34 protein-coding genes, 1 tRNA gene and 1 pseudogene are annotated in these 23,297 nt (G+C 35.2%); 29 read left to right on the top strand and 7 right to left on the bottom strand.

Annotation, left to right across the window (positions count from 1 at the left end):
- Position 1 precedes the first annotated feature (1 nt).
- From IGI80_RS12620 to IGI80_RS12660, 9 genes are all read left to right on the top strand, one after another.
- Positions 2–316 carry a hypothetical protein gene (locus IGI80_RS12620; protein ID WP_438723790.1) on the top strand — a complete coding sequence of 105 codons (315 nt, stop codon included), beginning with the start codon at positions 2–4 and terminating at the stop codon, positions 314–316.
- Positions 313–426, top strand: a complete 114-nt coding sequence (locus IGI80_RS12625) for a CD1375 family protein (RefSeq protein ID WP_438723600.1) — start codon at positions 313–315, stop codon at positions 424–426. The genes IGI80_RS12620 and IGI80_RS12625 overlap by 4 nt, the downstream gene beginning before the upstream one ends.
- Positions 427–463: 37 nt before the next feature.
- Entirely contained in the window at positions 464–589 is a 126-nt protein-coding gene (locus tag IGI80_RS12630) for a CD1375 family protein (protein WP_438723791.1), read from the top strand.
- Between the two features lie 55 nt (positions 590–644).
- A complete protein-coding gene (locus IGI80_RS12635; protein ID WP_438723602.1) occupies positions 645–1,163 on the top strand; it encodes a phage holin family protein in 519 nt (172 codons plus the stop codon).
- 2 nt (positions 1,164–1,165) lie between these two features.
- Positions 1,166–1,348: a hypothetical protein gene (locus IGI80_RS12640; RefSeq protein WP_438722389.1), complete on the top strand. Its 183-nt coding sequence runs from the start codon at positions 1,166–1,168 to the stop codon at positions 1,346–1,348.
- Positions 1,335–2,177 (top strand): lytic exoenzyme target recognition domain-containing protein, encoded by an 843-nt coding sequence (locus tag IGI80_RS12645; RefSeq protein ID WP_438723793.1) that lies wholly within the window; start codon positions 1,335–1,337, stop codon positions 2,175–2,177. The genes IGI80_RS12640 and IGI80_RS12645 overlap by 14 nt, the downstream gene beginning before the upstream one ends.
- Positions 2,178–2,633: 456 nt before the next feature.
- Positions 2,634–2,707, top strand: a tRNA-Ile gene (locus IGI80_RS12650).
- A 454-nt stretch (positions 2,708–3,161) separates the two neighbouring features.
- On the top strand, positions 3,162–3,668 hold the full coding sequence (locus tag IGI80_RS12655) for a QueT transporter family protein (protein WP_002356499.1): 507 nt from the start codon (positions 3,162–3,164) through the stop codon (positions 3,666–3,668).
- A gap of 237 nt (positions 3,669–3,905) precedes the next feature.
- On the top strand, positions 3,906–5,111 hold the full coding sequence (locus IGI80_RS12660) for an aminoacyltransferase (RefSeq protein WP_289867470.1): 1,206 nt from the start codon (positions 3,906–3,908) through the stop codon (positions 5,109–5,111).
- Between the two features lie 55 nt (positions 5,112–5,166).
- On the opposite strand, the gene IGI80_RS12665 is transcribed toward IGI80_RS12660, so the two are convergent.
- The 7 genes and pseudogenes from IGI80_RS12665 to IGI80_RS12695 all read right to left on the bottom strand — a co-directional run.
- Positions 5,167–5,802 (bottom strand): ECF transporter S component, encoded by a 636-nt coding sequence (locus tag IGI80_RS12665; protein ID WP_002356501.1) that lies wholly within the window; start codon positions 5,800–5,802, stop codon positions 5,167–5,169.
- 3 nt (positions 5,803–5,805) lie between these two features.
- Positions 5,806–6,360 carry a phosphopantothenoylcysteine decarboxylase gene (gene coaC / locus IGI80_RS12670; protein WP_002359573.1) on the bottom strand — a complete coding sequence of 185 codons (555 nt, stop codon included), beginning with the start codon at positions 6,358–6,360 and terminating at the stop codon, positions 5,806–5,808.
- Positions 6,357–7,130 carry a phosphopantothenate--cysteine ligase gene (gene coaB / locus IGI80_RS12675; protein ID WP_002381480.1) on the bottom strand — a complete coding sequence of 258 codons (774 nt, stop codon included), beginning with the start codon at positions 7,128–7,130 and terminating at the stop codon, positions 6,357–6,359. The genes coaC and coaB overlap by 4 nt, the downstream gene beginning before the upstream one ends.
- Positions 7,131–7,145: 15 nt before the next feature.
- Complete coding sequence (locus IGI80_RS12680; protein ID WP_002356506.1) at positions 7,146–8,138, bottom strand: YhdH/YhfP family quinone oxidoreductase; 993 nt, start codon at positions 8,136–8,138, stop codon at positions 7,146–7,148.
- 313 nt (positions 8,139–8,451) lie between these two features.
- Entirely contained in the window at positions 8,452–9,597 is a 1,146-nt protein-coding gene (locus tag IGI80_RS12685) for a tyrosine-type recombinase/integrase (RefSeq protein ID WP_438723794.1), read from the bottom strand.
- 70 nt (positions 9,598–9,667) lie between these two features.
- The gene (locus IGI80_RS12690) at positions 9,668–10,984 is read right to left on the bottom strand and encodes a DUF4041 domain-containing protein (RefSeq protein WP_438723796.1); all 1,317 of its coding nucleotides are present in this window, start codon (positions 10,982–10,984) and stop codon (positions 9,668–9,670) included.
- Positions 10,985–11,351: 367 nt separating this feature from the next.
- A pseudogene (locus tag IGI80_RS12695) lies at positions 11,352–11,564 on the bottom strand (helix-turn-helix domain-containing protein); the annotation flags it as partial.
- Between the two features lie 166 nt (positions 11,565–11,730).
- Here IGI80_RS12695 and IGI80_RS12700 point away from each other — a divergent pair.
- The 20 genes from IGI80_RS12700 (at position 11,731) to IGI80_RS12795 (ending at position 23,289) form a co-directional block, all read left to right on the top strand.
- Positions 11,731–11,922: a helix-turn-helix transcriptional regulator gene (locus tag IGI80_RS12700; protein ID WP_438723798.1), complete on the top strand. Its 192-nt coding sequence runs from the start codon at positions 11,731–11,733 to the stop codon at positions 11,920–11,922.
- Positions 11,923–11,960: 38 nt separating this feature from the next.
- On the top strand, positions 11,961–12,272 hold the full coding sequence (locus IGI80_RS12705; RefSeq protein ID WP_438723799.1) for a hypothetical protein: 312 nt from the start codon (positions 11,961–11,963) through the stop codon (positions 12,270–12,272).
- Positions 12,273–12,356: 84 nt separating this feature from the next.
- Entirely contained in the window at positions 12,357–12,605 is a 249-nt protein-coding gene (locus IGI80_RS12710) for a hypothetical protein (protein ID WP_438723800.1), read from the top strand.
- A gap of 3 nt (positions 12,606–12,608) precedes the next feature.
- The gene (locus tag IGI80_RS12715) at positions 12,609–13,313 is read left to right on the top strand and encodes a BRO family protein (protein WP_438723801.1); all 705 of its coding nucleotides are present in this window, start codon (positions 12,609–12,611) and stop codon (positions 13,311–13,313) included.
- Positions 13,314–13,453: 140 nt separating this feature from the next.
- The gene (locus IGI80_RS12720) at positions 13,454–13,612 is read left to right on the top strand and encodes a hypothetical protein (protein ID WP_438723802.1); all 159 of its coding nucleotides are present in this window, start codon (positions 13,454–13,456) and stop codon (positions 13,610–13,612) included.
- Positions 13,613–13,840, top strand: a complete 228-nt coding sequence (locus IGI80_RS12725) for a hypothetical protein (RefSeq protein WP_438723803.1) — start codon at positions 13,613–13,615, stop codon at positions 13,838–13,840. It abuts the gene before it with no gap.
- Entirely contained in the window at positions 13,837–14,049 is a 213-nt protein-coding gene (locus IGI80_RS12730) for a hypothetical protein (protein ID WP_438723804.1), read from the top strand. Before IGI80_RS12725 ends, IGI80_RS12730 begins: the two co-directional genes overlap by 4 nt.
- Positions 14,050–14,101: 52 nt before the next feature.
- Positions 14,102–16,450 carry a phage/plasmid primase, P4 family gene (locus tag IGI80_RS12735; protein WP_438723806.1) on the top strand — a complete coding sequence of 783 codons (2,349 nt, stop codon included), beginning with the start codon at positions 14,102–14,104 and terminating at the stop codon, positions 16,448–16,450.
- Positions 16,451–16,794: 344 nt separating this feature from the next.
- Entirely contained in the window at positions 16,795–17,205 is a 411-nt protein-coding gene (locus tag IGI80_RS12740; RefSeq protein WP_438723807.1) for a DUF3206 domain-containing protein, read from the top strand.
- Positions 17,206–17,569: 364 nt separating this feature from the next.
- Positions 17,570–17,746, top strand: coding sequence for a hypothetical protein (locus IGI80_RS12745; RefSeq protein ID WP_438723808.1), 177 nt, complete (start codon positions 17,570–17,572; stop codon positions 17,744–17,746).
- 6 nt (positions 17,747–17,752) lie between these two features.
- A complete protein-coding gene (locus tag IGI80_RS12750; protein ID WP_438723809.1) occupies positions 17,753–17,887 on the top strand; it encodes a hypothetical protein in 135 nt (44 codons plus the stop codon).
- 156 nt (positions 17,888–18,043) lie between these two features.
- Positions 18,044–18,178 carry a DUF2292 domain-containing protein gene (locus IGI80_RS12755; protein ID WP_438723810.1) on the top strand — a complete coding sequence of 45 codons (135 nt, stop codon included), beginning with the start codon at positions 18,044–18,046 and terminating at the stop codon, positions 18,176–18,178.
- Positions 18,179–18,339: 161 nt separating this feature from the next.
- A complete protein-coding gene (locus IGI80_RS12760) occupies positions 18,340–18,894 on the top strand; it encodes a hypothetical protein (RefSeq protein ID WP_438723811.1) in 555 nt (184 codons plus the stop codon).
- A complete protein-coding gene (locus IGI80_RS12765) occupies positions 18,875–19,429 on the top strand; it encodes a hypothetical protein (protein WP_438723812.1) in 555 nt (184 codons plus the stop codon). The genes IGI80_RS12760 and IGI80_RS12765 overlap by 20 nt, the downstream gene beginning before the upstream one ends.
- A gap of 46 nt (positions 19,430–19,475) precedes the next feature.
- Positions 19,476–19,697 carry a hypothetical protein gene (locus IGI80_RS12770; RefSeq protein ID WP_438723813.1) on the top strand — a complete coding sequence of 74 codons (222 nt, stop codon included), beginning with the start codon at positions 19,476–19,478 and terminating at the stop codon, positions 19,695–19,697.
- On the top strand, positions 19,691–20,329 hold the full coding sequence (locus IGI80_RS12775) for a hypothetical protein (protein ID WP_438723814.1): 639 nt from the start codon (positions 19,691–19,693) through the stop codon (positions 20,327–20,329). The genes IGI80_RS12770 and IGI80_RS12775 overlap by 7 nt, the downstream gene beginning before the upstream one ends.
- A 2-nt stretch (positions 20,330–20,331) precedes the next feature.
- Complete coding sequence (locus tag IGI80_RS12780) at positions 20,332–20,535, top strand: cold-shock protein (protein ID WP_438724253.1); 204 nt, start codon at positions 20,332–20,334, stop codon at positions 20,533–20,535.
- A gap of 288 nt (positions 20,536–20,823) precedes the next feature.
- Complete coding sequence (locus IGI80_RS12785; protein ID WP_438724254.1) at positions 20,824–20,910, top strand: putative holin-like toxin; 87 nt, start codon at positions 20,824–20,826, stop codon at positions 20,908–20,910.
- A gap of 725 nt (positions 20,911–21,635) precedes the next feature.
- Entirely contained in the window at positions 21,636–22,178 is a 543-nt protein-coding gene (locus IGI80_RS12790; protein ID WP_002356507.1) for a helix-turn-helix domain-containing protein, read from the top strand.
- 25 nt (positions 22,179–22,203) lie between these two features.
- On the top strand, positions 22,204–23,289 hold the full coding sequence (locus tag IGI80_RS12795) for an ABC transporter ATP-binding protein (RefSeq protein WP_002356508.1): 1,086 nt from the start codon (positions 22,204–22,206) through the stop codon (positions 23,287–23,289).
- Positions 23,290–23,297: the final 8 nt, after the last annotated feature.

The following is a 23,297-nucleotide window of genomic DNA, read 5'->3' on the forward strand; positions in this document are numbered from 1 at the left end:
AATGAAAATATGGATTGAAAACAAAGTAGGCTATTTAGCTGGCTATTCATTAATGGAGCAGCCAGACCAAGTAGAATTAGAAGTAGAACAAGAGCCGCTAGACTTTCCTAATTGGCGTTTTGACGGTCAAACACTCATTCATGATCCGGATAATGTGCCAGCACCTGAACCAGCACCACCAACGAAATTAGAATTGTTAGAAGCGGAAAACAAGGCATTGAAAGCCGAGATTATTGAGACTAAACAAGAAACAACCGACGCACAGTTAGCAATCGCTGAAATTTATGAAATGATAGCGGGAGGTACTACAGAATGATAAAAATATATGTCGCCTTAATTGAAAAAGGAGAGAAAACACTTGATGATGTCCCGAAAAAATTACAAAAACAAGTACAAGCAATCTTGGATGCAAAAGCTGCAGACTAAGATTGTTTTTTATTTATTGCGGAAGGAGGTGGCTGAAATGGCTATGATTTACGCAACGTTAATTATTAAAGGAAAACGTAAAATCGAAAATGTACCTAAAGTACTTCGTCAACAAGTGATCGATATTTTACTCGACTTAGATTTACCAGAATTAACGAAATAAAAAATAGCGACTGGTGGGACAACCTACCGGTCGCTTATTTAGTTGGAGGAAACCAATGAATAATGTATTAGTAATGTTGCTTCAGCAATGGACCAAAATGGTAACGGATAAAAGTTGGCTGATAGGCGCAGCAACCGGGGGAATTTCTTTCGCCATACCTGGTTGGGTGACAGGGAAAGAGCTGCGCTTAGAGCATGTGATTTTATTAGGTATTTTAATGGCTTTATTTGTGATTGAGTGGTTAGTTGGTGGCCGACTGGCCAAAAAATCTACGCAAAAGAGAAAAAATAGCACGACGATGATTGATTCTGCGATTCGTGATTTTATCATTTTATTGTGTTGTTTTATCGCGTATGGTTTTGATTATTTACTAGGTACAGGGGCGTTAATTTTCACTGTATTTACCGGCGCGTTTATCTATCATAATTTTTATAGCCTAATGGCTAATATCGTGGTCTTAGGTTGGGGTGATTTTTTTCCAATGTGGTTATTTAAATGGTTAGAAGATGAAATCGAAGCAAAGAAAGATAAATATTTTCCGGAGAAACAAAACAATGATAAAGGGGAGAAGTAGAAATGACACTAACAGAAAAAGCCCAAGAAATCGTTTTAGCATTAGAAAAAGAAAATGTTTCTAACCAAACGAAAAAAAGAACAGCGGTCGCAAAAATGAATGAGTGGGCCTTAGCCAAAGGAGTAGAAGTTTCAAACGAAGAAATCGAAAAAGAGATTGAAGGTGCATACAATGGGCTTAAATAATCAATTAACCGTTGAATGGTTTCTAGCTAGAATAGGTAAATTGACTTACTCTATGACTGGTTCCCGTAATGGAGCAGATGGCACAGCGGATTGTTCTGGATCAATGACGCAGTCTATTAAAGATTCTGGAGGAGTAAACTATGACTACCTATATTCAACTGTAACACTAGGAAATTATTTAGGTAAAAATGGCTATCAACGTATTTCTGTTAACCAAGATTGGGACGCCCAAAAGGGTGATGTAGTTCTAATGAGCTGGGGCAAAGATATGAGTACAAGTGGAGGAGCTGGCGGCCATGTCGGTGTCATGGTGAACGCCACTGACTTTATTAGTTGTGATTATTGGACGAGTGGTCAACCAGGAACAGCGATCACACAACATAACTGGAATGAGTATTACGCAGTAACGCAACCTAATTATATTGAAGTATGGCGAGTTAATAATAGCCAACCAGGACTGCAAGTACAAGCATTAGCCCAAGAAAAACCAGCACCAAAACCTAAACGTCGCTATGGTTACCGAGTAGACGATTTACAGTTTTTGAATGGTATTTGGCAAGTAAGAAATGATGTATTAGGGCAACCAGACTTTGACTGGACGGATAACGGGATTAATGTCGCTTATATCGATAAAATTGATCCAGGAACCGGAGAAAATACGCCCGACCAAACGTTAAACGTGGGGGATTATTTCGCTTTTCAGCCAGCTTCGGTAGGGATTATTACCGAACAAGTAAACACAGCAGGTAAAACATTATCTCATGTTCAATTTCCCGATGAGTTTATTTGGTTGTATACGCCAAGTATTGAAAAGTTGATTTATGGGTAAAAATATTGAAAGAAAACTTGATTCTACTGAATCAAATTTAAAGACAAAGCTATCAAACATTGATCATAAAATTGAGACCAGTATATTTACTTTTAAAGAAGAACTAAGAAAACAAAAAAGCGCAAATATAAAATGGTTTATAGGCACGTCTATAGCCGTTATAAGTGTAATAATAGGAGCTCTAAAATTTTTTATACAGTAAAAATAAAATTAAAACGCTTTACAATTTAGGCGGTAAGTATTAGAATGTAATTGCTCAACCACAATTTTTCACGTTACTTAAAAACTGTCTTGCCCCAATAAGGCAGTTTTTTTGTTGTTTATAGCATAAAAAGGCTTTACAATTTATTAAAAAAGGATTAGTATTAAAGTACCCTAATACGAAAAAGACTTTTTCATTTTAACTCCTTTTTCTAAAGGAATAGGTTGGCCCTCTTTGGAGGGCTTTTTTTAATCGGACCCTTAGCTCAGCAGGTTAGAGCAGACGGCTCATAACCGTCCGGTCGCTGGTTCGAATCCATCAGGGTCCATAAGTATTTGTCCAACAGATTGAGAAAATATTTACAAAATATGTAAAAGGGGTTAATATAATTATACCATACAAAAATTTTTCATTTTAGCTCCTTTTCTAAAGGAATGAGCTTGCCCTCTTCGGAGGGCTTTTTTTATTTACACAGAAATAGCATTGTGATATATTCTAATCAGACATATGCATGTAACACTTCCATTTAGAAATCCCCGTTCTCATTGAGAACAGGGATTGTTTTTGTGTGGAATTGAATAAACTACGAAAAAAGAGATTCTTGCCACAAATTTGCCACAAAAATTTGTAAAACTAGGATAACTAAAGGGAACACGATTTCTTATTTTTCTATTAAAATGCTTATATATCAACGTTTATGAGATATGGGAAATATGATATAATAATGTTCAAGGTTCATCAACCATCCCTTGTAAAAAAACTCGGAGAAAGAAGGAAAAAGTATGCAAAATTCGTTTCAAGCCAATCGAAAGCTAAGAACAGTCTTAGCCAATGGTATCATTATGGGCTTATATATTGTCCTCTCTTTATTGGTTCGGCCAGTTTCTTCTGGTATGATTCAATTTAGAATTTCAGAAAGTTTGAATCACCTAGTCGTTTTCAATCGCAAATTGATGTGGGGTGTTTTAGGCGGCGTTATCTTTTTTAACTTATTTTTTGGTTTCGGTGTAATGGATGCTCTGTTTGGTGGAGCGCAAACATTATTTGCGTTGAGCTTAACAGCTTTTTTACAAAAAAAGGTACCAAGTATTCCTGTTAGAATGTGTCTAAATAGTCTATTTTTTACTGTAAGTATGTTTTTTATTGCCTTTATGCTAGTACCAAGTGGCGGTCAAGCATTTTGGACAACTTATGGTTGGTTAGCATTAAGTGAAGCGATTATTATGACGATTTCAGCACCAATCATGTATTTTATCAACAAGTCATTAAAATTTGAAACACGTATTTAATTGAAAAGATGTGGATAGAAATGATTCATCCTTTGAATGGCAGTGAAGAAAAGTGTCGTTGCTATTAGTGAGCTAAGTGATAGAATGAACTGTTTCTACCTCGTCTTTTTTACATAAAGAATAAGATCTACATTTTTTCTAAAAATTTTCATGTAAAACTTTACTAGTCTGTTGGAATACACTATGATAGTGTAAGATAAACGGACTATTGGAAAGTCACAGCAGAGGAGTTTGAACATGTACACATTTAAAATCGGTATTCCGGCAGAAGTACACGATACATTTGTTAAAAATCACCCATTATGTAATTTACTACAGTCATCTTCATGGGCAAAAGTCAAGGATAACTGGGGTTCTGAAATTGTTGGGGTTTATGAAAAGGATACATTAGTCGCATCAAGTTTAGTTTTAATCAAACCATTACCAGCCGGTTTTACGATGTTATATACACCAAGAGGTCCAGTAATGGACTATACAAATGAACGTTTGGTCAGCTACTTTATGGCTGAATTGAAAAAATTTGGCAAGAAAAAACGAGCTTTATTTATAAAAATGGATCCAGCGGTTCACTATCAAGATTTTCATTTGGGAGAAGAACATCAACCGCATGCTGAAGCGACAGCTATTATTGAGACCTTGAAAGAAGCAGGGGCCAAATATCAAGGACTGACAATGGATATGGGGGCCACCATCCAGCCCCGCTTCCAAGCGAATATTTATCGTGAAGATTTTAGTGAGGAACAATTGTCAAAAAGCACCAAGAAAATGATTAAAACAGCTGAAAAAAAAGGGGTCGTTGTGCAGCAAGGGCATGTTGACTTTGTTGATGAATTTGAAAAAGTCATTCAATCAACCATGGAACGCCAACATATTTCTTTACGGAATAGTGATTACTTTAAGAAGCTGTTGAACATTTACCCAGAAGACTCCTTTATTATGCTGGCGCAAGTCAATTTAAAGGAACGCTTAGATAGCACGCGACAACGCTATGACAAAAATCAAAAAGACTTGAGTAATTTGAAAGAAAATCAAGTGAAAAAGCGCCATAATTTAGAAGAATTAGATGCTTCCTTGACTCGGGAACTAAAAGAATTAGAAGAAAATATCGCAGAAGCTGGTGAAATTGTAACGGTTGCTGGCGCCTTGGCTGTGACATTTGGTCCAACAAGTGAAATCCTTTATGCTGGCTTAGATGATCGTTATAAACGCTACATGCCAACATATGTGACTTGGCGAGATACCATTCAAGAATGTTTTAACCGTGGCTGCGAAAGCTGTAATATGGGCGGCTTAGAAGGTAGTTTAAATGATGGCTTAATTAAGTTTAAAGCGAACTTCAACCCAACGATTAATGAATTTATTGGGGAATTCGATTTACCGGTTAATAAATTATTATTTAAAGCCAGTGAATATGCCTATAAATTACGAAAACAAAAAAAATAAATAAAAAACACATGGACTAAAAATCAAACTTGATTTTTAGTCCATGTGTTTTTTTCTATAGTTTTTGTGTTGCATTCCGTTTCATTAAGCGAAGCAAAACGCTAGCAATTGCTGAAGCAGCTACACCAGCAACAAGAGCTTCTGGCACACCAGAACTGAAAATCGTCGCAATAATAGCTAGGTAAACAGCAGTTCCAGCTTTACCAATAATTTCAGCATAAGCTGAATTAAAAAGAAAATAAATCATGTTCATGACTAAAATGGTATTCGTTGCTGAGCCTAAAACACCAGCCACAAATAAGGAGACAGGTTGCGCTTTTTCCTTCGTTAATTTATTTAGCCATTTGTAAGCGAAATAAGGAACGACCCCAATTAAAATCCGCGGAATGAGCACAATTAAAAGTGCCTTCCAACTACCATGATCGGTACCGATCACAGGAATAAATGGAGAAAAAACAAACGACAAAGGTGTTGGTGCTGTCGTATTTTTAATTAAGCTAATGATCCCAAACGTGCCGCCCAACATACTACCGATTTTTGGCCCTAAAACAATGGAACCAATAATTACAGGAATATGCATCGTGGTCGAATTTAAAGGACCTAATGTGATAAATCCTAGCGGGGTTAAAGCCAGTAAAAGTAAGATAGCTAAGAACATTGCTGTTAACGTAAATTTTTTCGTGTTATTCATAAATTACTCCTTGTTATCAGATGCTAAAATTTTCATCACTGTTTGAAGGATATCTTCAACAGTGGCAAGTGCGCCACGACCATAATCGCCACAAGCTAATAGAGCTTCACGTGGGATTATTTCTTGATAGCCGACTTCTTTTAAAATGCCAATATTTCGTTGGACAATGGGGTTTTGGTACATATACGTATTCATCGCGGGCGCAATAATTTTGGGTGTTTCAGGATAAAGTGCCAAAGCAACTGTTGATAATAAGTCGTCGGCAATCCCATGGGCTAATTTCCCAATTGTATTGGCCGAAGCAGGTGCTACTAAAAATAAATCCGCTTTTTTAGCTAACTCAATGTGATTAATTTTACTGGGATCAATTTCCATCATGACATCCGTATGCACTGGATTCTTAGAAAGTGATTGTAAGGTCAGCGGAGTGATGAACGCTGTGCTACTTTTAGTCATTAAAATTTCCACATTGTAGCCAAGCTTAGCTAGTTGACTTGTAATATCTGCTGCTTTATATGCAGAAATGCTGCCAGAGACGCCTAATAAAATAGTTTTCATTGTTGTTCTCTCCATTTCTTTTCAACATTTTTAACGATCATTGAACCAATCCCTTGTTTTGAACAAGCTTCTTGGACAATGCCCGTTTCGTTAATTAATAATCCTTCGTGTTCTGTTTCATGAACGTTCATCAAGTCATTGGCTAAGACAAAGTCACACCGATTTTTAACCAAAGCGGCTTGTGCAACCTGGACAAGTTCTTCTTGTGAAACGTCGACAAGTAATTTAAAGCCCACTAAAACAGTTTGGGGTTGCTTGTCACGAATCATTTGGATGACTTTAGGATTTTTCTTTAGAAAAATTAATAATCGGTCCGTATCAGATGAAATTTTTGTTGCTGTTTGAGGAATATCAGCAATCTGATTCAATGTGTTTTGAACGATAGTTGCCAAGGCTTCTTTGGTCTTTGGCAATGTTTGTTCGCTTAATTGTTGAGCAAAAGAATCAATAAATTGTTCTTCCGTTTGCGCGGCTTCCGTCGTAAAATCACTGACTGCCATTGCGTGAACAATCGCATCAAATTGCTTTTCAGCAAAGAGTTGTTCTAACGTAGTGGCTAATTCAACCGTTGTTTCTATTTCTTTAATTGATAAGTCCAATTGTTGGGTTGGACGTAATGCATGTTTGGTTGTTACGTAGGTTACGGTGTGTCCAGCAGCTAAAAAACTTTCAGCAATTGCTTTTCCTAGTCCGCCAGAAGAATGATTGGTAATCGAACGAACATTATCAATCGGTTCTGACGTTCCGCCAGCAGTAACTAAAACATCCATAATCAAAACGCCTCCTTAAGAAATTCGGACAATGGTCCGTCCAATATGTTGGCCTGCTTGTAATGCTTCAAAAACAGGGGGAAGTTCTTCTAAAGTAATCTCTTGATACACAGCTTTTTCAGTGATGTCTAAATCAGTGGCAAGACGTTGCCAAACTATTTTTCGTTTGTCCATACCAACATTAACCGAATCAATGCCCAATAAATGAACGCCCCGTAAAATAAAGGGTAAAACGGTTGTCTCTAATGTAATTCCAGCAGCGCGGCCACAAATGGCTGAACGGCCATCATAACGAAGTTGTGGTAAAACAGCAGAAGTAATTTCCCCACCAGTGGTATCAATTGCAAAAGCAAAACGCTGTTTCATCAATGCTTTAACAGGAGTTGCTAAGAAATCTTCTACTAATAAGCATTCACTAACACCTAACTCTTTTAAAAGCTCAAAAGAATCTGGCTTTCTAGTTAATGCAGTGATTGAAGTGTAGCCTAATTGATGCAACATCGCAATAGACAATGTCGCAACACCGCCTGTCGCACCAGTTACAATAATGGGGGCTTCTTTGTCGTCGCGTAAGCCATCGTCTTCTAAAGCTGTGACAGATAATCCGGCCGTAAAGCCAGCAGTTCCGAAGATCATTGCTTCTTTGAGACTCATTTTTTCAGGAAGTGGAACTACCCAATCGCCAGGAACACGCACATATTCAGAATAACCACCAGTATGACTAACCCCTAATTGATAGCCTGTTACGATCACTTTATCGCCTTCTTTGAAACGAGGATCTTCCGATGTGACAACAGTGCCACTGACATCAATTCCTGGAATCATTGGATAATTGCGAATCACACCGCCGTCTTTTTTTGAAGCTAAAGAGTCTTTAAAGTTAACTGAGGAGTAGGCTGCTTTGATTACTACAGTGCCTTCTGATAAATCGTCTAAAGTAATGGTTTCTAGTTGACCAATAACAGATGTATCTTGTTCTCTTAACGTAAATGCTTGAAATGAATTCATATAAAAACTCTCCTTCCAATTATGTAAAAAAGCAACTCGTCTTATTTTATCATATTCTGATTTTTTCGTATCATTTTTCTTCTTATAAACAGTAAGTTATACAGAAAAGAAAGATTGTGTGACAATTAGACTAGAAAAATAAAGAAAAATGGTTGAAATTTTTCAAAAAGTTCGTATACTAAAAAAGGTAAAACTAAACTGTAAGTTTAGTATTACCTTTTTTAGGAACAGCTAGAAACCTTTATTAATAGGGATTCTATCCTTTTTTTATACATAGAAATAATAAAGGTCTGTGCTTTTGTCTGTGCATTGATTAAAAACCGACGAATTGAGCGAACTTATCCGCTGTTTTTTCAGCTTCTTCAGGCATAACGTGGGAGTATATTTCTAAGGTTATTCTTACATCTTTATGCCCTAAACGCTCAGAAACTTCTTTAATAGGTATGCCAGCTTGTAATAAAAGACTAGCGTGGCTGTGCCTAAAGTGATGTGGTGTGATTCTTGGTAACTTGTATTTTTTTATTAAGTAATTCAACCAATTATTTGCAATTTGAGGGCAGTATAGCTCGTTTAGATCATTAGTAAAAATATACTGTTCTGCGCTAGATGTATTAAAGCCCATTTGGAAATAGTCGCTCCTTTGGATTGTTCGCCATTTTGACATAATTTTAATTGTTTCATCGTCTAGGCTGATAGAACGTGTACTAGATGATGTTTTAGGTGTTTGAATCAGAATATTATTAAATTCATCTTTCGCTACGGTCTTGCCTATATACACGGTCTTATTTGTCATGTCGAGGTCTTTCCACTGCAAGGCTAGAATTTCACTCTTACGACAGCCAGTAAAGGCTAGCAACCTAAAAAATACTAACTGTTTAAAATTGCCATACTGCTTCAAACAATCAAAAAAATGGTTCAATTCGTCTTTAGTATAATACTTTAGTTTTTCTTCTTTTTCTTGTCGCTTAGGAATAATAGTTTTGCTCATTGGATTAGATGATATAATTTCCATTGCTTCACCATATCGCATAATTTGAGCTGTTATTTTTCGGAAGTAATTGTATTGTTTGTAGCCTTGATTAAACCACTTATTAACTAATTCTTGACATTGAGTGACGGTAATTTCTTCTAATATGCATTTTCCCAGATAAGGCAAAACCTGTCCCTCTACGTAATGCCGATTTAAAGCAACTGATGAGGGTTTAATCGTCAACCGCTGTTGTGCTAACCATTTCTCGTAAAGTTGCTTAAATGTCAAAACAGAGGGCTTATTATCCAGTCCGTTTTCGTCTATATCTTTCAGAATGTCAGCAAGCGCAATCTGTGCTTGTTTTTTTGTTTTGAATCCTTGTCGCTTACGATAAACGTTTTTACCAGTTTTCGGATGACGTCCCACATAAGCATTAAACATATAGGCGGTTGACCCGTCTTTTTTTGTATATTTGTTGATTTGTGTCATTTTCTTTTTCTCCTATCTACCACCACGCCAATAGTATGTAGATGTTAAAGGATTTTTTGCACATTAAGATTTAAAGTTTATTACTCGAGGCAATAGATTGATAGTATTCTTCTGCGTCGGGATTTTTGTTAAAGTCAACAGTTAGATTTTTATATTCTTGAAGTTTAATTTCTATTTCTTCAATAGGAACTCTAAAAAACTCTTTTCTTTGATTAACTTTATTTATTCTATAATCGTTAAAGTGATTGTGAAGTTCAGTTTCAAGTTGATAAGCCTCGTAGCTGAAAATTAGTGCATGTATATCAAATTTGAAAGGAACAGAAGCGCTGCTCAATTCCGAGATTCGTTCTAAAGGATCTAATCTTCTTGTAACCCCTATTTTTACAACATCTTCCCCGAATGCCCCTATATTGCTAATGATGTAGACATAGCCAGCTGATGCATGGGCTCCCCGGTAATCAAGTTCTTGTTTTTCATTTTCTTTCTCAGCTATATTTGTTTTTAATCCGAGTATTTCTTTTTCTAATTCAATCTTTGCATCTCCGGAGGCATCTTTCAATTTTTCGGTTAGTTCATTAATCATTTTTTGATAGTGGTGAATATCTTTATCTAATATTTTTTTCTTATTTTGCAATTCTTTTTGCAGCGCCTTTTCTTCACGCTCTTTTTCTCGTTGTGCACGTAAAAATTCTTTTTCTTCTTGCTTTTTTTGTTCGTATTCATAAGCTAAGTATAATTCACTCAATTTTAATTTTAAATATTGTGTGGTTAGTGATATACGAACAGATTCATTAAGTTTATTAAGCTGTTCGAAAGATTTTTGAATTCTTTTTTCGATAACGTGAATATTATTAAATTTTATTTTATTAATTCCTGCTTCACACTCGTTATTGAAAGAGCGCAAAATTAATTTAATATTATCATTATTCATCTTTCTACCTTTTGCTTTGCTTCCATCTACGGTCCAATTATCAAAGAACGACACGGCTGTCTTATCTTTTATCATCTGTTTTTGTCTAGCTCTGATTAAATCTAAATGTTCTCTGTATCCTATAGCAGTGGCAAAATCATATCTAGGTTGATATAAGCCATAAGATTGCATCTGGATTTGCTCTTCGATATTTAGTAATTCATCTTTAAAGGAAGCTATTTCATTAGTTTTTTTCTGCAAGGATTTATTTAATTTTTCTTCTTCTAATTTTAATTTTTCAATGTTGTCACTCACTTGCTCTAAGATTTTATTTTTTTCTAAAATTGCTTCTTGAAGCTCAAGTACGCTCATTTGTTCCACAGATAACTTTGTGGATCTTAAAATTTCTAAATCATTTCTTAAAAGCTCGGCTTCTTTTTTGAATGTATTTACTTTTAAAAAATCAAATATGGACATTAGTCTACCTCATTTCTTATATATGTTAAATAAATTGCTTTTTTAGTCTAGTTATAGATGTGTCGTACTTTATTAATATAGATAAGTGTAGGGGGGAGGATTATTGATATTCTTTAAAATCTTCTTTATGCTTGTCTTTTAGCTCTTCTAGTTTGAAACGTATAAAAGAATCTAATTCGCCGTTGAGTTCTTTTATTTCTGATAAAGCAATAGGGAAAGTACCTCTAGGTGAATTCATCCACAAATCCCCTTCCTCAAGTTTTTCTGTAATCGAATATCCAGCAGGTATAATTTTGTAGTTCATTTCTTCTATTAAATTTAAAGTTTCATATTGTGTTTCTTGATAAAGCATTTCTGCAAATGAATGATCTTCTATTAAAGCAGACTTAGGTATTTTGAAATAATTGGCTAACAATTCAATTTTTTCAATTCTGGGATAAGTCTTGGCGTTAAGCCAGTCTGATAGAGTCGGGTATTTGATGCTAAGATCATCCGCTAACTTATTTCTGTCCACCCCAATTCTAGACATTTGAAATTTTAAATTTCTGGCAAAAATTTGTTTGTTATCATAAATATTCATTCCTTTATCACTTCCTCACTAGCTTTTTTATAATAAATTATATGGTTAAACCGTAATAAAATCAAGTTTTTCTAAAAATTATTTTGTTTTAACCGTAAAAAAATAAAATAAATGTGTTGACATTATGGTTAAACCATAATAAAATAGGGTTGTTGGAGGTGATGAAATGAAAGTAACGCTTAGAGCTTTACGAGTTATGGAAAACTTAACTCAAAAAGAGGCAGCAGAAAAAGTTGGTGTATCTACAGAAACATGGGCAAACTACGAAAAATTTAAAACTTTTCCTGATGTTTTAATAGTTAAGAAAATTGAATCTGCATTTAATGTTAATTATGAAGATGTTATTTTTTTGCCTTGAATTATGGTTTAACCATAAAAAGGAAGGAGGGTTAACCGATGGAACAAGTCGAAACACCGCCAGTAGTCGTTCAGGTATCCCATACACTTGATAAGAAACAATTGAATGCAATTAGTAAGCAAGTGTACGAAACGATGCTAGAAGCGATTGAGAGGGCTCGTAGAGAAAATGAGCTTGATAATGACCTCATATATACACGCGTTGGAGTAAGACGTTTCTTAGGCAACTGTTCAGAAGCTTATTTAGATGAATTGATAGCGAAAGGGCTGCCAACAGGGAAAACATTGTCAGAGCGTAAACAGGTTTTTTCGAAGAAAAAAATGACCGCTTGGCTTCTCGAAAATGAATAATAAAATCCACCCGCCAATAGAGAAGCCAAGAGAAGCACATAGTCAAATTTCAGTTACTACAGATTAATTAAAGGAGGCAAAACAATGCTAAAACTAGTTTGGGTACCTAAAAAGTACAAAAATTTTTCTATCAGTGAAATCGTAGAAGAAGCAGAAACGATTTTAAAGGAGTGTAGAGAACATGAAAAACGAAACGCTGAGCTTTATGCGGATTTGATGATTCTTCAAAATAAAATAGCTAATCTTACTGAAGAACAAGCACGATATAATTTGTCAATATTGATTCCATGGCTTGAAAATCAACTTCCAAGTTTGAAGGGAACGGAGGGTTAGACAATGAATGAGTTAGTATTAGCACAAGAAGAACTGTTCCAAGGTATTCCTTGTGATTTATGGACGGATAGTAAAAAGAATCCATACATGACTATTCAGCAATTAGCGAATGCATTGGAATACAGAAGTAAATCAGGTATTGAAAATATAATTATGAGGAATCCATATTTACGGAGTGAGGAATTTTCAAGTACCCACAAATTGTCTGTAGTTGAAGGTGAACGAATCGTTCAGCGTGAAACAATTGTTTTCACCAAAGACGGAATAATGGAAATTGGTTTCTTATCACCTAAACCAAAAGCTCGTGAGTTCAGAGCGTGGGCTAGAAAAGTACTTACTGCTTTTATGGATGGTCAGCTTGAATGGAAAGAAAAACGTCTTCAAGGAAAAGCGATCCGTGTAACTATGACTGACGCAATCAAACGGGCGGGGTTCAGTGCTCATTTTTATAAGCATTTCACTGATCTTGTCTATAAAAAAGCATTGGGCTTCAATGCTAAACAGCTACGTGAGGCTAGAGGGGCTAAGCCAAAAGCCACACCGTTAGATTTTCTCACTACTAAAGAGCAGGCGGCAGTCAATCAGATTGAAGAACTGACAACAGGTCTTATCTTATTAGGACGCTCATACGATGATATCAAGCTGATTCTGAATGTTGGGGTAGTTATCTATCAAACAACACTTAAAATGCCAGTATCAATAAATTGAGGAGCAAATACAATGAATAGAGAAAAGAAAAAAGCCTTTACTCGAAATAGTCTTGGCGGACAGAGTAAAAGGCAGTAACGTAGGGAACTTCCCTATGATTCTTTTCTCTAATTATAACAAAAATTGGAGGAAAACACAAAATGAAACGAAATTTAATTATATTAGGACTATTAATCGGCGGAATTTTCGGCTTATTACCATTACTAGCAAAATTAACTATATTCATAGGTCTAACGGTGTATTTATATATAGCTTACGATGAACACGCTTATCAAGTGAGAAATGGAGGACGTAAGTAGATGAGAATAGAAGAAAAAGTTGAGAATTTAGAAAGCTTAAGTAATCGAATTGATTTAATGGTGAATTATTTATCTTGTTTATCAGGGCTACTATCGCAAGGTGAAAATACACTTGTTATTTACTCTTTATCTGGAGAGAAAGGACTGTCTAATCTAACAAACAACCTTGAGGACATCAGTGAAGAGATTGTTAAAGTAGCCAGTTTTATGGAGGTAGTGAGCCAATGAACGTAAGAAAGATTTTTGGTGAAGAAATAGCAGAAAAAATAAAAGAAGTCCTGCGTTATGCTAAACATTCTACAAAAGAAGAACGACTGATTTTAATTAATTGTTTACGTGATGAAGCTAGGAAGCAACAAAAAGATATGGTACAAATTAGCTTACTAAAATTAGCGGAATATATTGAAAAAATGGCAAGTAACCAGGTATTAGAGTAGAGGATGTGAGTAAAAATTGAGTATCTATGTAAGTAAGGGATTTAGTAAAAAAATGAAGGTGGTAGAAGGAGTTTCCTCTTTTGACTATCTTATGGAATACGTACCCGAAAGAGTAACTTTAGGAGAACATGCTACCAAAGAATCGATAGAACCATTTAAGCGAAAAGCAAGTTATTTTCTTGCGGGTGAGCTGATAGGGAAACGCTCAAACGATAATCTATTAAGAAAAGAGTTAGTCGCTATCGATTATGACGAGCTAGAGGATAAAGAGTTAGAAAATTTTATAAAAAAGATTGCTGAATCCCTAAAAGGAATTAGTTATATTCTTTATCCTACGATAAAAAATAATGTTTCAGATTTTGGTCTAAGATATCGGTTAGTTATAGATACAGACAGAAGCTATACAAAAGAGGAAAACGATTGCCTTTGGCAAAATATCGTAAATAAAATTGGTATGAAAGCTGATTTAGCTAGTAAAACATATTCACAAGTAGCGGGGCTACCGATATTAAATGAATTTTCATCAGAAACACTTATTGTTCGTCAACAAGCGAATCCTTTGAAGGTAGATGATTATTTGGATGTATCAGAAGAACAACAAACCTACAAAGAAGAAAAGACTGTTCGCAAGGAGTTAACCAAGGAAGTAGCAATTAAAATGGTAGAGGCTTATGTCGAAAACGTAGGAGAAAAATTACTGGACCGTGCTTATTATTTGAACCCTTATATGAATATTAAATACGCTTTTGAAACAGGAGAGATAGATTTTGATACCGTTCAAGAATGTCTAACTCTTTTAGCTTTAGGTAATAGCGATTGGGCAACGCATAATATTGAACATTTTAAGCATGATACCTCGCCCGTCAAGAACGGAACGCCGTTTGTGGATTTTTTCGGGTGGGCGTATAACGATCCTTACGAAGAATTTGAGGGAATAGCATTAGAAGAGACGCAGATTCTTTATTTTGGGAACGAGTTAAAGTTTGCACTAGCTGAACGAAGGAAAAAGGAACTGAAAAAGCTTAAAAGAAGTTGGGAAAAAAGCGGTGGAAGAGGTAAACCACCAACATCTCTATCCGCGTTACAGTGTGGTCGGATACTCCAAGAATATATCGAGTTTTGCTTATTTGATATGGAAGAAAATACTCGTTTAGCTATGTATCAACCAAAAGAAGGCATCTATACACAAAATGAAACACAAATAAAACGAGTGATTGGGTGGCTTGAACCGAAACACAATGCTAGAGCGGTAAATGATGTCATTTTTCACATTTGGAAAGAAGCTAAAATAAAACCTAAAACGGTCTCAAGATATCTTATACCGGTGAAAAACGGTGTATTTAATCTTAAAACGAAACAACTAGAACCGTTTACGCCCAATTATGTATTCACTTCAAAAATTGCAACAGCTTATGCAGAAAATCCGCCGTTACCTAAATTTAATGATTGGGATGTAGAGAGCTGGTTGAATGAAATCGCTTGCGGAGATGCACAAATAACTACCTTGTTATGGCAGGTAATAAGTGATGCGATTAACGGGAACTATTCAAGGAAAAAATCAATCTGGCTTATGGGTGATGGATCAAACGGAAAAGGAACGTATCAACAATTATTGTATAACTTAATCGGCATGCAGAATATTGCAACGTTAAAAATAAATCAGTTTAGTGAACGTTTTAAACTTGCTTTATTAGTAGAAAAAGTGGCAGTTATTGGGGATGATGTAGGAGCAGGAATTTACATTGATGATAGTTCGGAATTTAATAGTGTAGTGACTAATGAGACTATACTAATTGAAGTTAAAAACAGAATGCCCTATAGCGCTCGAATGTATGTGACTGTTATTCAGTCTACCAATGAGATGCCTAAAATTCGTAATAAATCTAACGGAACGTATCGTCGTTTGCTTATTGTACCTTTTAACGCTTCATTTGAAGGTGCTAAAGATGATTGGAGAATAAAAGAAGAGTATATCAACCGAAAAGAAGTGCTCGAATACGTTTTGCATAAAGCGGTAAATATGGATTTTGAACGTTTTATAGTACCTGATGTTTCTAAAAAACTTTTAGAAGAATATAAACAAGAAAATGACCCTCTAGTTGATTTTAGAGAAACAGTATTCAAGCCTTTAGGAATAAACAAAATCCCTTTTTATATGGTTTACTCTCAATATAAAGAGTTTTGCAATGAAAATAATTTTAAACCATTGAGCAAAATTAAATTTTCTAAACAGTTCACGTATTTATTAGGGGATAGTTGGATAAATAAAAAAGCAAAATATAACGTGAATGAGATAGAAAAAATAAAAGCGTTGGAGGATTTTTTCAACTATGAAGAACCGCCAGAAAAAGGAATGCCTTACCAATCTTTAGTAAGAAACGATTTAAAGCTGATAAGTTAAATTACTGATTTAAAAATAAATTGGGAACCGACCAAATCCCTTGCGAGAGTAAGAGGAAAGAGATATTTATAAAAAAATGGTTCCCAATTTATTTTGAATTGGGAACCACTCCCACCCCTTGGGACAGTAAGAGTTTAGCGTTTTGGTTCCCAGTTCCCAGTTTTTTCTATTGAAATTTGTAAATAAAGTTTTAATAAAAGTTTGAGGAATAGTAAAAAGAATTGGGAACCGAGAACCAAATAGCTCTATCCTTACTCCCCCAATGCTTTGAGCGGTTCCCCATTTTTGTAGAATTGAGGAACCAAACGAATAAAACAAAAAAGATAAAGAAAAGAGGAAATCTTATGCTTATAGTATCAACAGAAAAAGAACCGAATTTTAAATATGAAGAAATCACAAGAAGTTTTTTATCGAATATGCTGGCTTTTACACGAGGATATTTTACAGGAGATATTTCTCATTTTTCCCCTATCGTTTTAGCGGAAATGGAAAAAGACCCTAATTGGTTAGAAGAAGCTGCAGGAGGCATGCAAGGAGTAATTGTACAGTCTTTATTAGAAGATGAAAATTTTTCGAGTATCGAACAGCTTAAAGGGGAATTAGCGCGATTGATTCGGCTTTACTTTGCCTTGGCAAAAGATAATCTTACTGAGAATCAGGAGAGCTTGTACGTAGATCTTTTTGATAAATTTACCTTCCTTCTGTTATGTTCGGATGAGTTTATAACGTATCTTGATAGTCAACCCAAATTTTAAATACTACAAATTGTACATTTTAAGATAAGGAGAGTAGCGAATGTAACATATAAAAAGGTCATATGTTACAACTCTTAGCCGTACAGCGCCAAGGGATACAGCCATTTTGTAACATGTAACATATAAATTTTAAAACTTTTAGAAAAAGAGAGAATAGGGAGTATGCTATATACCCTCTAATCCTCCTAATCGTCTATATGAGAATAGTTTAGAAAATTATATGTTACACGTTACAAATTTAAATCTACGTGTCTAAAACGCTAATATATAGGTGTTTTTGCGTGCTTAGATTTGTAACATATAAATTTTAAATACTACAAAATACTACAAATTTTACATTTTTTAGATAAGGAGAGGAACAGTTATGCAAGTTAAAATTTTTCAAAGTGGAAATATCAATAAATTAGAGCGTGAGCTAAATGATTTTTTAGAGGAGAACCCACATATTGAAATACAGCACATTAAACAAACAGGAGAAAGTTATGGGGATGCTGAGGAGATTTTATCTTTAACAACTATTTCTATTTGGTATGAGGAGTAATTTTCTATGAAAAGAGATAAAACGCCGTACGGGTTCAGACAAGAATACGAAGTGAAAGAGAAAGATCGCAGCGCAACCAAAAAGAAAACGGCTAAAGGTGCTGCAAAACGCAAGGCGGCAAAAAAGAATAAGCGGAAATAATGCTAACAATTGCTAACTGTTTGAATTACTTAGGGTGTTAACCATCGTTAACCTGAATTCTATAATGTTGAGAAATGTTGAGGTTCAAAACCAAGATAAGAGTTAAGAAAAGTTAAGGTTCACACCTAATAGAAATACTTGAAAAGGAGCAGGAAAATGGATAAACTGTATATAGATAGTGAGAATAAGGCGGTTACTGTAGAACTGCCACAGCATGGATCAGTAAAAGTGATCGTGCAAGATGGCAAAGTGATCCGTACCGAAACAACGGCATCGCAACAAATTAAATAGTCTGACTGGAAAACCAGAGGACATAAGATTTTAGCTCTAATATGGGCTAGGTCTTATGTCCTCTTTTTTACTACAATAGAATGATTCTTTACCGAAACAAACACAATGATGCAACGTAGATTTACTACAAAAACAGCGAAACAGCGCTATTCTCAAAGGCAATGTTTCAATGGAGCGTTCCGGAACGTTTCGGAGCGTTGCAACGTGACGCAACACAGGGGGGAAAATATTTGATGGATCCATTTGATGAAATTGTTATAAAAAACTACCTCTCATTTCCATTAGTACTGCAAAAGTTGCTTTCAATAAAAAGACTAAAGCGTATCGAATTTTTTAGTCAGAATATGACCACGCATATCGTGTTTGATGAATTAGGAATGACGACAAAAGGTTTTCGACCAGATAAAGAAGTGGAAAATCTTATCCTAAAGCTAGAGCTAATTGATAAGCGAATAGAACGTACACTATTCCGACAAAAACATTTTGCGCGCTTTTGGGCTACTCTTAAGCCTTTAGAGCAACGATTACTCATTAGCCAATTCAAGTATAAAGAAGAGGTTAAGTGCCCTTATAAGCTTATTGAGCACGTGTTAGATGAGATAAAAGAAATAGAAACGGCTATTTGTTTTAGAGAGGACTTAGAATTAGAAGAAGAGGAGCTTTCTGAAGATGTAGAAGAAAAACTAGAAAGGGTGTGTGACTTTTTTGCTTTATGATCGTATCCGTCCTGAATTTCATCTCAAACGATGGCAATATTATGAAAAAGCACGATATGAGTTAAAAGGGATAGAACTTGAGAGTGCAAAAATATTTTTCAATGGGTTAAAAAACCTATCCGAAACAGACAGAAAGGTTTTAACTGATAGTTATTATCGATCAAAAGAATATTGTAGCTTTAATCAGCAAACAGGGATGTATCAATCAGTCAGACCAATTTCAGATAGTACAATAGCCGAACAATACGGTATCACTAAAAAAGAAGTAACTAAAGTGAGACAACAGGCACTAGAACATTTAGCGCAAGAGATGCAAAAAATTATAGTAACCATAAGTACAGCGTTTCATTTAAAAATAGGTAAAGGCTTATACCTAGTTAGGCTTATGCATGAAGGAACGTATAAAGAACAGTTAGTTCTAGGAAATAAGAGCGAAGCTAAAGTGTTTAGCGATAAAAATGAAGATAAAATTAGAGCTCTTATGCAGTTAGGATTTGAAATAGAGCCAGTAGATCATAAAGTAAGATTAGTTTAGGTATATTTAGCTAAATATATAAAAAATTATGAAAGAGGTAAGAAGTATGACCGCAGAAGATATTAAAAAAGTTTTAGAGGAATTTTTAGATGAAGAAGGGCAGTTTGACATTGATAAGGCTTCGGAAACATTAGCTGAATCGCTAGAGGGTTCTTTTTCTGAAACAGAATTGACACTAGAAAAAATCGCTAAAATGACGCCGGATCAGGTCAATAAAAACTGGAAAGAGATTCAAACAGTGCTGAGAGGAGCAACGGGCGAATGTTAAAAGAACAAACGATTTCAGGTGTTATATTGCCTTATATAAAAGAATTAACTAAAGCAAGAAAAAATCTAATAAAGCAAGAAGAACAACTAAAACAGATTGAAGCAAATTATAAAGAAGTTCTACTCTCTTTAAAAAAGAAAATAACCGCAGCCGATTTATTAAAAAAACAAAAATTAGCTGCTTCGTTAGAAAAACAAAATCAAGTAGTAAGCTATTATCAACTAGCATTAGATGAATTGATTGCATCAATCGACACGAATGAAACACGCGGAGAATTAAGACAAGTTGCGCAAGATTTATTTTCAAAAGATCAAAACCTTATTCAGATGAATAAAGAATTATCATTGGCGTTAAATAATTTTTTAAAGGTTTACGATGAATGTTCTCAATACATTAGACAACGACAAGGGGAAAACATTACAGAAGTAACCCCCTATATCGAGGCCTTAGGAAATCCGCCATATAGTTATCATATTTTAAATGAAGTAACTGACTATATGCCGTTACCCGATCTATTAGCTAATCTCTCGGATTCAAAATTTTATGCAAGATTTGCCCCACAGGAGGGACTTATCGATCCCTTAAAAAGAATTTATTTAACCTATAAATCGGATGAAAGCGAGTGCGTTTAAACATGGAAACTGGAACAGTAAAATGGTTTGATGAGAAAAAAGGGTATGGATTTATTATTGCAGAGGACGCGATAGACATTTTTGTCCATTACACAGCGATTCAAACCGAAGGATATAAAACCCTGGAAGAAGGGCAAACAGTCCAATATGAAGTAGGGGAAGGAAAACGAGGGCTACAAGCCTCAAATGTGGTAGTGGTTAAATAGTAAATGATGTAAAAGCTCATCTGGTTAGCTGAGCTTTTTTTGTATATCTTGCTTGTATAATTATTTTCTGACAAATCAGACACCCTAAAAAAGACCAAGCCAAAATTGGCTCGGTCAGACACAGAAAATGATAGGATTAGGACACATTGACACTACAAAAATAGTATAGCATAAATGCTTGATTATTTGTATAATAACTATGTAGAAAAGTGAAAAGATGGCGGCTAATCTCTTGAATAAAGGGGTGATGCCTATGGTTCATAGCTTTATCCCTAGAAGGGAGTAGGCATGTCTGTATTTGAAGCATTGACGCTAATGATTGCATTTGCAACGTTAGTTTTGCTGATTATAGACCATACGAACACAAAAAAATAACCATCTAACACTTTGACAGGTCGTAGATGGTTATCAAAACTAATTTATGACAGTCACCGTCTTTTTAACGGTTCTACATGGGGCGTGTTCGTAGCACGTCCTTTTTCTATGTTCATTATAACATGAAACAAAATAAATTCAATCAGGATCGCTTAGGCGGTCTTTTTACTTTTGACTTACTTTTGAAAAAGGTGATAAACATTGACTTATAGGGGATTATTCTTTTGACTTACTTTTGAAAAATATATTTTAGATCGGGTCACTCATTCGAGCGGTCTATTTTTATGCAAAAAAACCGCTAGTGTTGCCTACTAGCGGCTGGGTAGTAATATTTATTTTAGCCATACTTTAGAAATATCAAACTGAAGTTACAAAGGAATTGCTACCCGATAAAAATATACCAAATAAACTATTGATTGTCTTTAAAAGGACATATGCCATGGACAGAATTTTTAGATAGGAGGGCTTGTTTTATTTTTTATGTAGAATCAATAAAAAAACATGATTTTATAAGACTATTGGCATGGTGGATTTGTCTGTGCAAAGGTCTGTGTCTTTAGTCAAAACTATGTGTATTTAATGGAATAGGCTAGGTTGCAAAATCCTATTATATCAAGTAAAATGGGGCTATTCGTGTTTGTTTTATTATTCTTCGTTAAACTGTAAGTTTAGTATTACAAAACTTTTGTTGAAAAGATTAGCTGAAAATAGAAACGAGGTGTGCCATGGAAATTGGTGAGAAGTTGAGAAATTTACGCATTCAGAAAAATTTAACACAAGAAGAATTAGGCGAAAGAACGGATTTATCCAAAGGCTATATTTCCCAATTGGAGCGGGATTTAAGCTCACCATCAATGGAAACATTTTTCTCAATTTTAGAAGTACTAGGCGTGACGCCAGAGCAGTTTTTTAGTCAGCAACCGCTTGAACAGAAAATTGTCTACAATGAAGAAGAAAGTACCCTCTATTATGATGAAGAACATGGCTATGAACTAAAATGGTTAATTCCAGCCTCAAATGAAAAAGAAATGGAACCTGTCATTATTACTTTTGATAAAAATGGCGAATACAAAACGTTTGAACCTTCTCTATCAGAAACATTTATTTATGTGATTGATGGCTCCATTCGTTTGACATTAGGGGAAGCCACGTATATTGCTAAAAAAGGTCAAACCATGTATTACCAAGCAACAGAACCTCACCAAATTAGCAACAATGGTCGAGGAAAAAGTCGTGCGTTAATTGTGGCGACAGAATCGTATTTATAAAGGACGAAATGGAGGAGTTTATCCAGTGAGAAACCATGTGATTTCATTTGAAAATGTTGTCAAACAATTTGACGATGAACCAGTATTAAAAAATGTCAGCTTTGAAATTGAAGAAGGAAAATTTTATACGTTATTAGGACCTTCAGGATGTGGCAAAACAACGATTTTGCGTATTATTGCGGGATTCAATGACGTGACTTCTGGCGATGTTTATTTTGATGGTAAAAGAATAAATGATGTACCTGCCAATAAACGCCAAGTCAATACCGTGTTTCAGGATTATGCTTTGTTTCCTCACATGAATGTTTTTGATAATGTTGCGTTTGGTTTAAAAATCAAAAAACTATCCAAAGCAGAAATTGAAAAAAAAGTGAAAGAGGCATTACGTTTGGTTCAATTACCCGGCTACGAAACACGTGAAATTAGTGAAATGTCTGGGGGCCAGCGTCAGCGGGTCGCAATTGCACGAGCGATTGTCAATGAGCCAAAAGTATTGCTTTTAGATGAGCCGTTATCCGCTTTAGATTTGAAATTACGCACAGCGATGCAATATGAACTACGTGATTTACAACAACGTTTAGGAATTACTTTTATTTTTGTGACCCATGATCAAGAAGAAGCATTAGCGATGAGTGATGAAATTTTTGTCATGAATAAAGGTCATATCGTGCAAAGTGGCACACCAGTCGATATTTATGATGAACCGATTAATCACTTTGTTGCTGACTTTGTGGGGGAAAGTAATATTGTGGACGGTGTGATGCTGGAAGATAATTTAGTTTCATTTGTGGGCAAAAAGTTTGAATGTGTCGATGGTGGCATGCGGAAAAATGAACCTGTAGAAGTCGTTTTACGTCCAGAAGACTTAACGATTACCACGCTTGAAAAAGGCAAGCTAACCGTAACGGTGGATACACAGTTATTCCGCGGCGTTCATTATGAAATTATTTGTTTTGATGAACAAGGAAACGAATGGATGGTGCATTCCACTCGAAAAGCCAAAGAAGGCGCTCAAGTAGGGCTCTCTTTTGAGCCAGAAGATATTCACGTGATGCGCTTCAATGAATCAGAAGAAGACTTTGATGCCCGTTTAGAAAGTTACGACGAGTAAACGAAAGG

Source organism: Enterococcus sp. DIV1420a (assembly GCF_051712165.1).
GTDB lineage: Bacteria > Bacillota > Bacilli > Lactobacillales > Enterococcaceae > Enterococcus > Enterococcus faecalis.

Excerpts from the sequence above, each read along its gene's own strand:
- IGI80_RS12620 (WP_438723790.1), top strand. The coding sequence starts at position 2 with ATGAAAATATGGATTGAAAACAAAGTAGGCTATTTAGCTGGCTATTCA.
- IGI80_RS12625 (WP_438723600.1), top strand. The coding sequence starts at position 313 with ATGATAAAAATATATGTCGCCTTAATTGAAAAAGGAGAGAAAACACTT.
- IGI80_RS12630 (WP_438723791.1), top strand. The coding sequence starts at position 464 with ATGGCTATGATTTACGCAACGTTAATTATTAAAGGAAAACGTAAAATC.
- IGI80_RS12635 (WP_438723602.1), top strand. The coding sequence starts at position 645 with ATGAATAATGTATTAGTAATGTTGCTTCAGCAATGGACCAAAATGGTA.
- IGI80_RS12640 (WP_438722389.1), top strand. The coding sequence starts at position 1,166 with ATGACACTAACAGAAAAAGCCCAAGAAATCGTTTTAGCATTAGAAAAA.
- IGI80_RS12645 (WP_438723793.1), top strand. The coding sequence starts at position 1,335 with ATGGGCTTAAATAATCAATTAACCGTTGAATGGTTTCTAGCTAGAATA.
- IGI80_RS12655 (WP_002356499.1), top strand. The coding sequence starts at position 3,162 with ATGCAAAATTCGTTTCAAGCCAATCGAAAGCTAAGAACAGTCTTAGCC.
- IGI80_RS12660 (WP_289867470.1), top strand. The coding sequence starts at position 3,906 with ATGTACACATTTAAAATCGGTATTCCGGCAGAAGTACACGATACATTT.
- IGI80_RS12665 (WP_002356501.1), bottom strand. The coding sequence starts at position 5,802 with ATGAATAACACGAAAAAATTTACGTTAACAGCAATGTTCTTAGCTATC.
- coaC (WP_002359573.1), bottom strand. The coding sequence starts at position 6,360 with ATGAAAACTATTTTATTAGGCGTCTCTGGCAGCATTTCTGCATATAAA.
- coaB (WP_002381480.1), bottom strand. The coding sequence starts at position 7,130 with ATGGATGTTTTAGTTACTGCTGGCGGAACGTCAGAACCGATTGATAAT.
- IGI80_RS12680 (WP_002356506.1), bottom strand. The coding sequence starts at position 8,138 with ATGAATTCATTTCAAGCATTTACGTTAAGAGAACAAGATACATCTGTT.
- IGI80_RS12685 (WP_438723794.1), bottom strand. The coding sequence starts at position 9,597 with ATGACACAAATCAACAAATATACAAAAAAAGACGGGTCAACCGCCTAT.
- IGI80_RS12690 (WP_438723796.1), bottom strand. The coding sequence starts at position 10,984 with ATGTCCATATTTGATTTTTTAAAAGTAAATACATTCAAAAAAGAAGCC.
- IGI80_RS12700 (WP_438723798.1), top strand. The coding sequence starts at position 11,731 with ATGAAAGTAACGCTTAGAGCTTTACGAGTTATGGAAAACTTAACTCAA.
- IGI80_RS12705 (WP_438723799.1), top strand. The coding sequence starts at position 11,961 with ATGGAACAAGTCGAAACACCGCCAGTAGTCGTTCAGGTATCCCATACA.
- IGI80_RS12710 (WP_438723800.1), top strand. The coding sequence starts at position 12,357 with ATGCTAAAACTAGTTTGGGTACCTAAAAAGTACAAAAATTTTTCTATC.
- IGI80_RS12715 (WP_438723801.1), top strand. The coding sequence starts at position 12,609 with ATGAATGAGTTAGTATTAGCACAAGAAGAACTGTTCCAAGGTATTCCT.
- IGI80_RS12720 (WP_438723802.1), top strand. The coding sequence starts at position 13,454 with ATGAAACGAAATTTAATTATATTAGGACTATTAATCGGCGGAATTTTC.
- IGI80_RS12725 (WP_438723803.1), top strand. The coding sequence starts at position 13,613 with ATGAGAATAGAAGAAAAAGTTGAGAATTTAGAAAGCTTAAGTAATCGA.
- IGI80_RS12730 (WP_438723804.1), top strand. The coding sequence starts at position 13,837 with ATGAACGTAAGAAAGATTTTTGGTGAAGAAATAGCAGAAAAAATAAAA.
- IGI80_RS12735 (WP_438723806.1), top strand. The coding sequence starts at position 14,102 with ATGAAGGTGGTAGAAGGAGTTTCCTCTTTTGACTATCTTATGGAATAC.
- IGI80_RS12740 (WP_438723807.1), top strand. The coding sequence starts at position 16,795 with ATGCTTATAGTATCAACAGAAAAAGAACCGAATTTTAAATATGAAGAA.
- IGI80_RS12745 (WP_438723808.1), top strand. The coding sequence starts at position 17,570 with ATGCAAGTTAAAATTTTTCAAAGTGGAAATATCAATAAATTAGAGCGT.
- IGI80_RS12750 (WP_438723809.1), top strand. The coding sequence starts at position 17,753 with ATGAAAAGAGATAAAACGCCGTACGGGTTCAGACAAGAATACGAAGTG.
- IGI80_RS12755 (WP_438723810.1), top strand. The coding sequence starts at position 18,044 with ATGGATAAACTGTATATAGATAGTGAGAATAAGGCGGTTACTGTAGAA.
- IGI80_RS12760 (WP_438723811.1), top strand. The coding sequence starts at position 18,340 with ATGTTTCAATGGAGCGTTCCGGAACGTTTCGGAGCGTTGCAACGTGAC.
- IGI80_RS12770 (WP_438723813.1), top strand. The coding sequence starts at position 19,476 with ATGACCGCAGAAGATATTAAAAAAGTTTTAGAGGAATTTTTAGATGAA.
- IGI80_RS12775 (WP_438723814.1), top strand. The coding sequence starts at position 19,691 with ATGTTAAAAGAACAAACGATTTCAGGTGTTATATTGCCTTATATAAAA.
- IGI80_RS12780 (WP_438724253.1), top strand. The coding sequence starts at position 20,332 with ATGGAAACTGGAACAGTAAAATGGTTTGATGAGAAAAAAGGGTATGGA.
- IGI80_RS12785 (WP_438724254.1), top strand. The coding sequence starts at position 20,824 with ATGTCTGTATTTGAAGCATTGACGCTAATGATTGCATTTGCAACGTTA.
- IGI80_RS12790 (WP_002356507.1), top strand. The coding sequence starts at position 21,636 with ATGGAAATTGGTGAGAAGTTGAGAAATTTACGCATTCAGAAAAATTTA.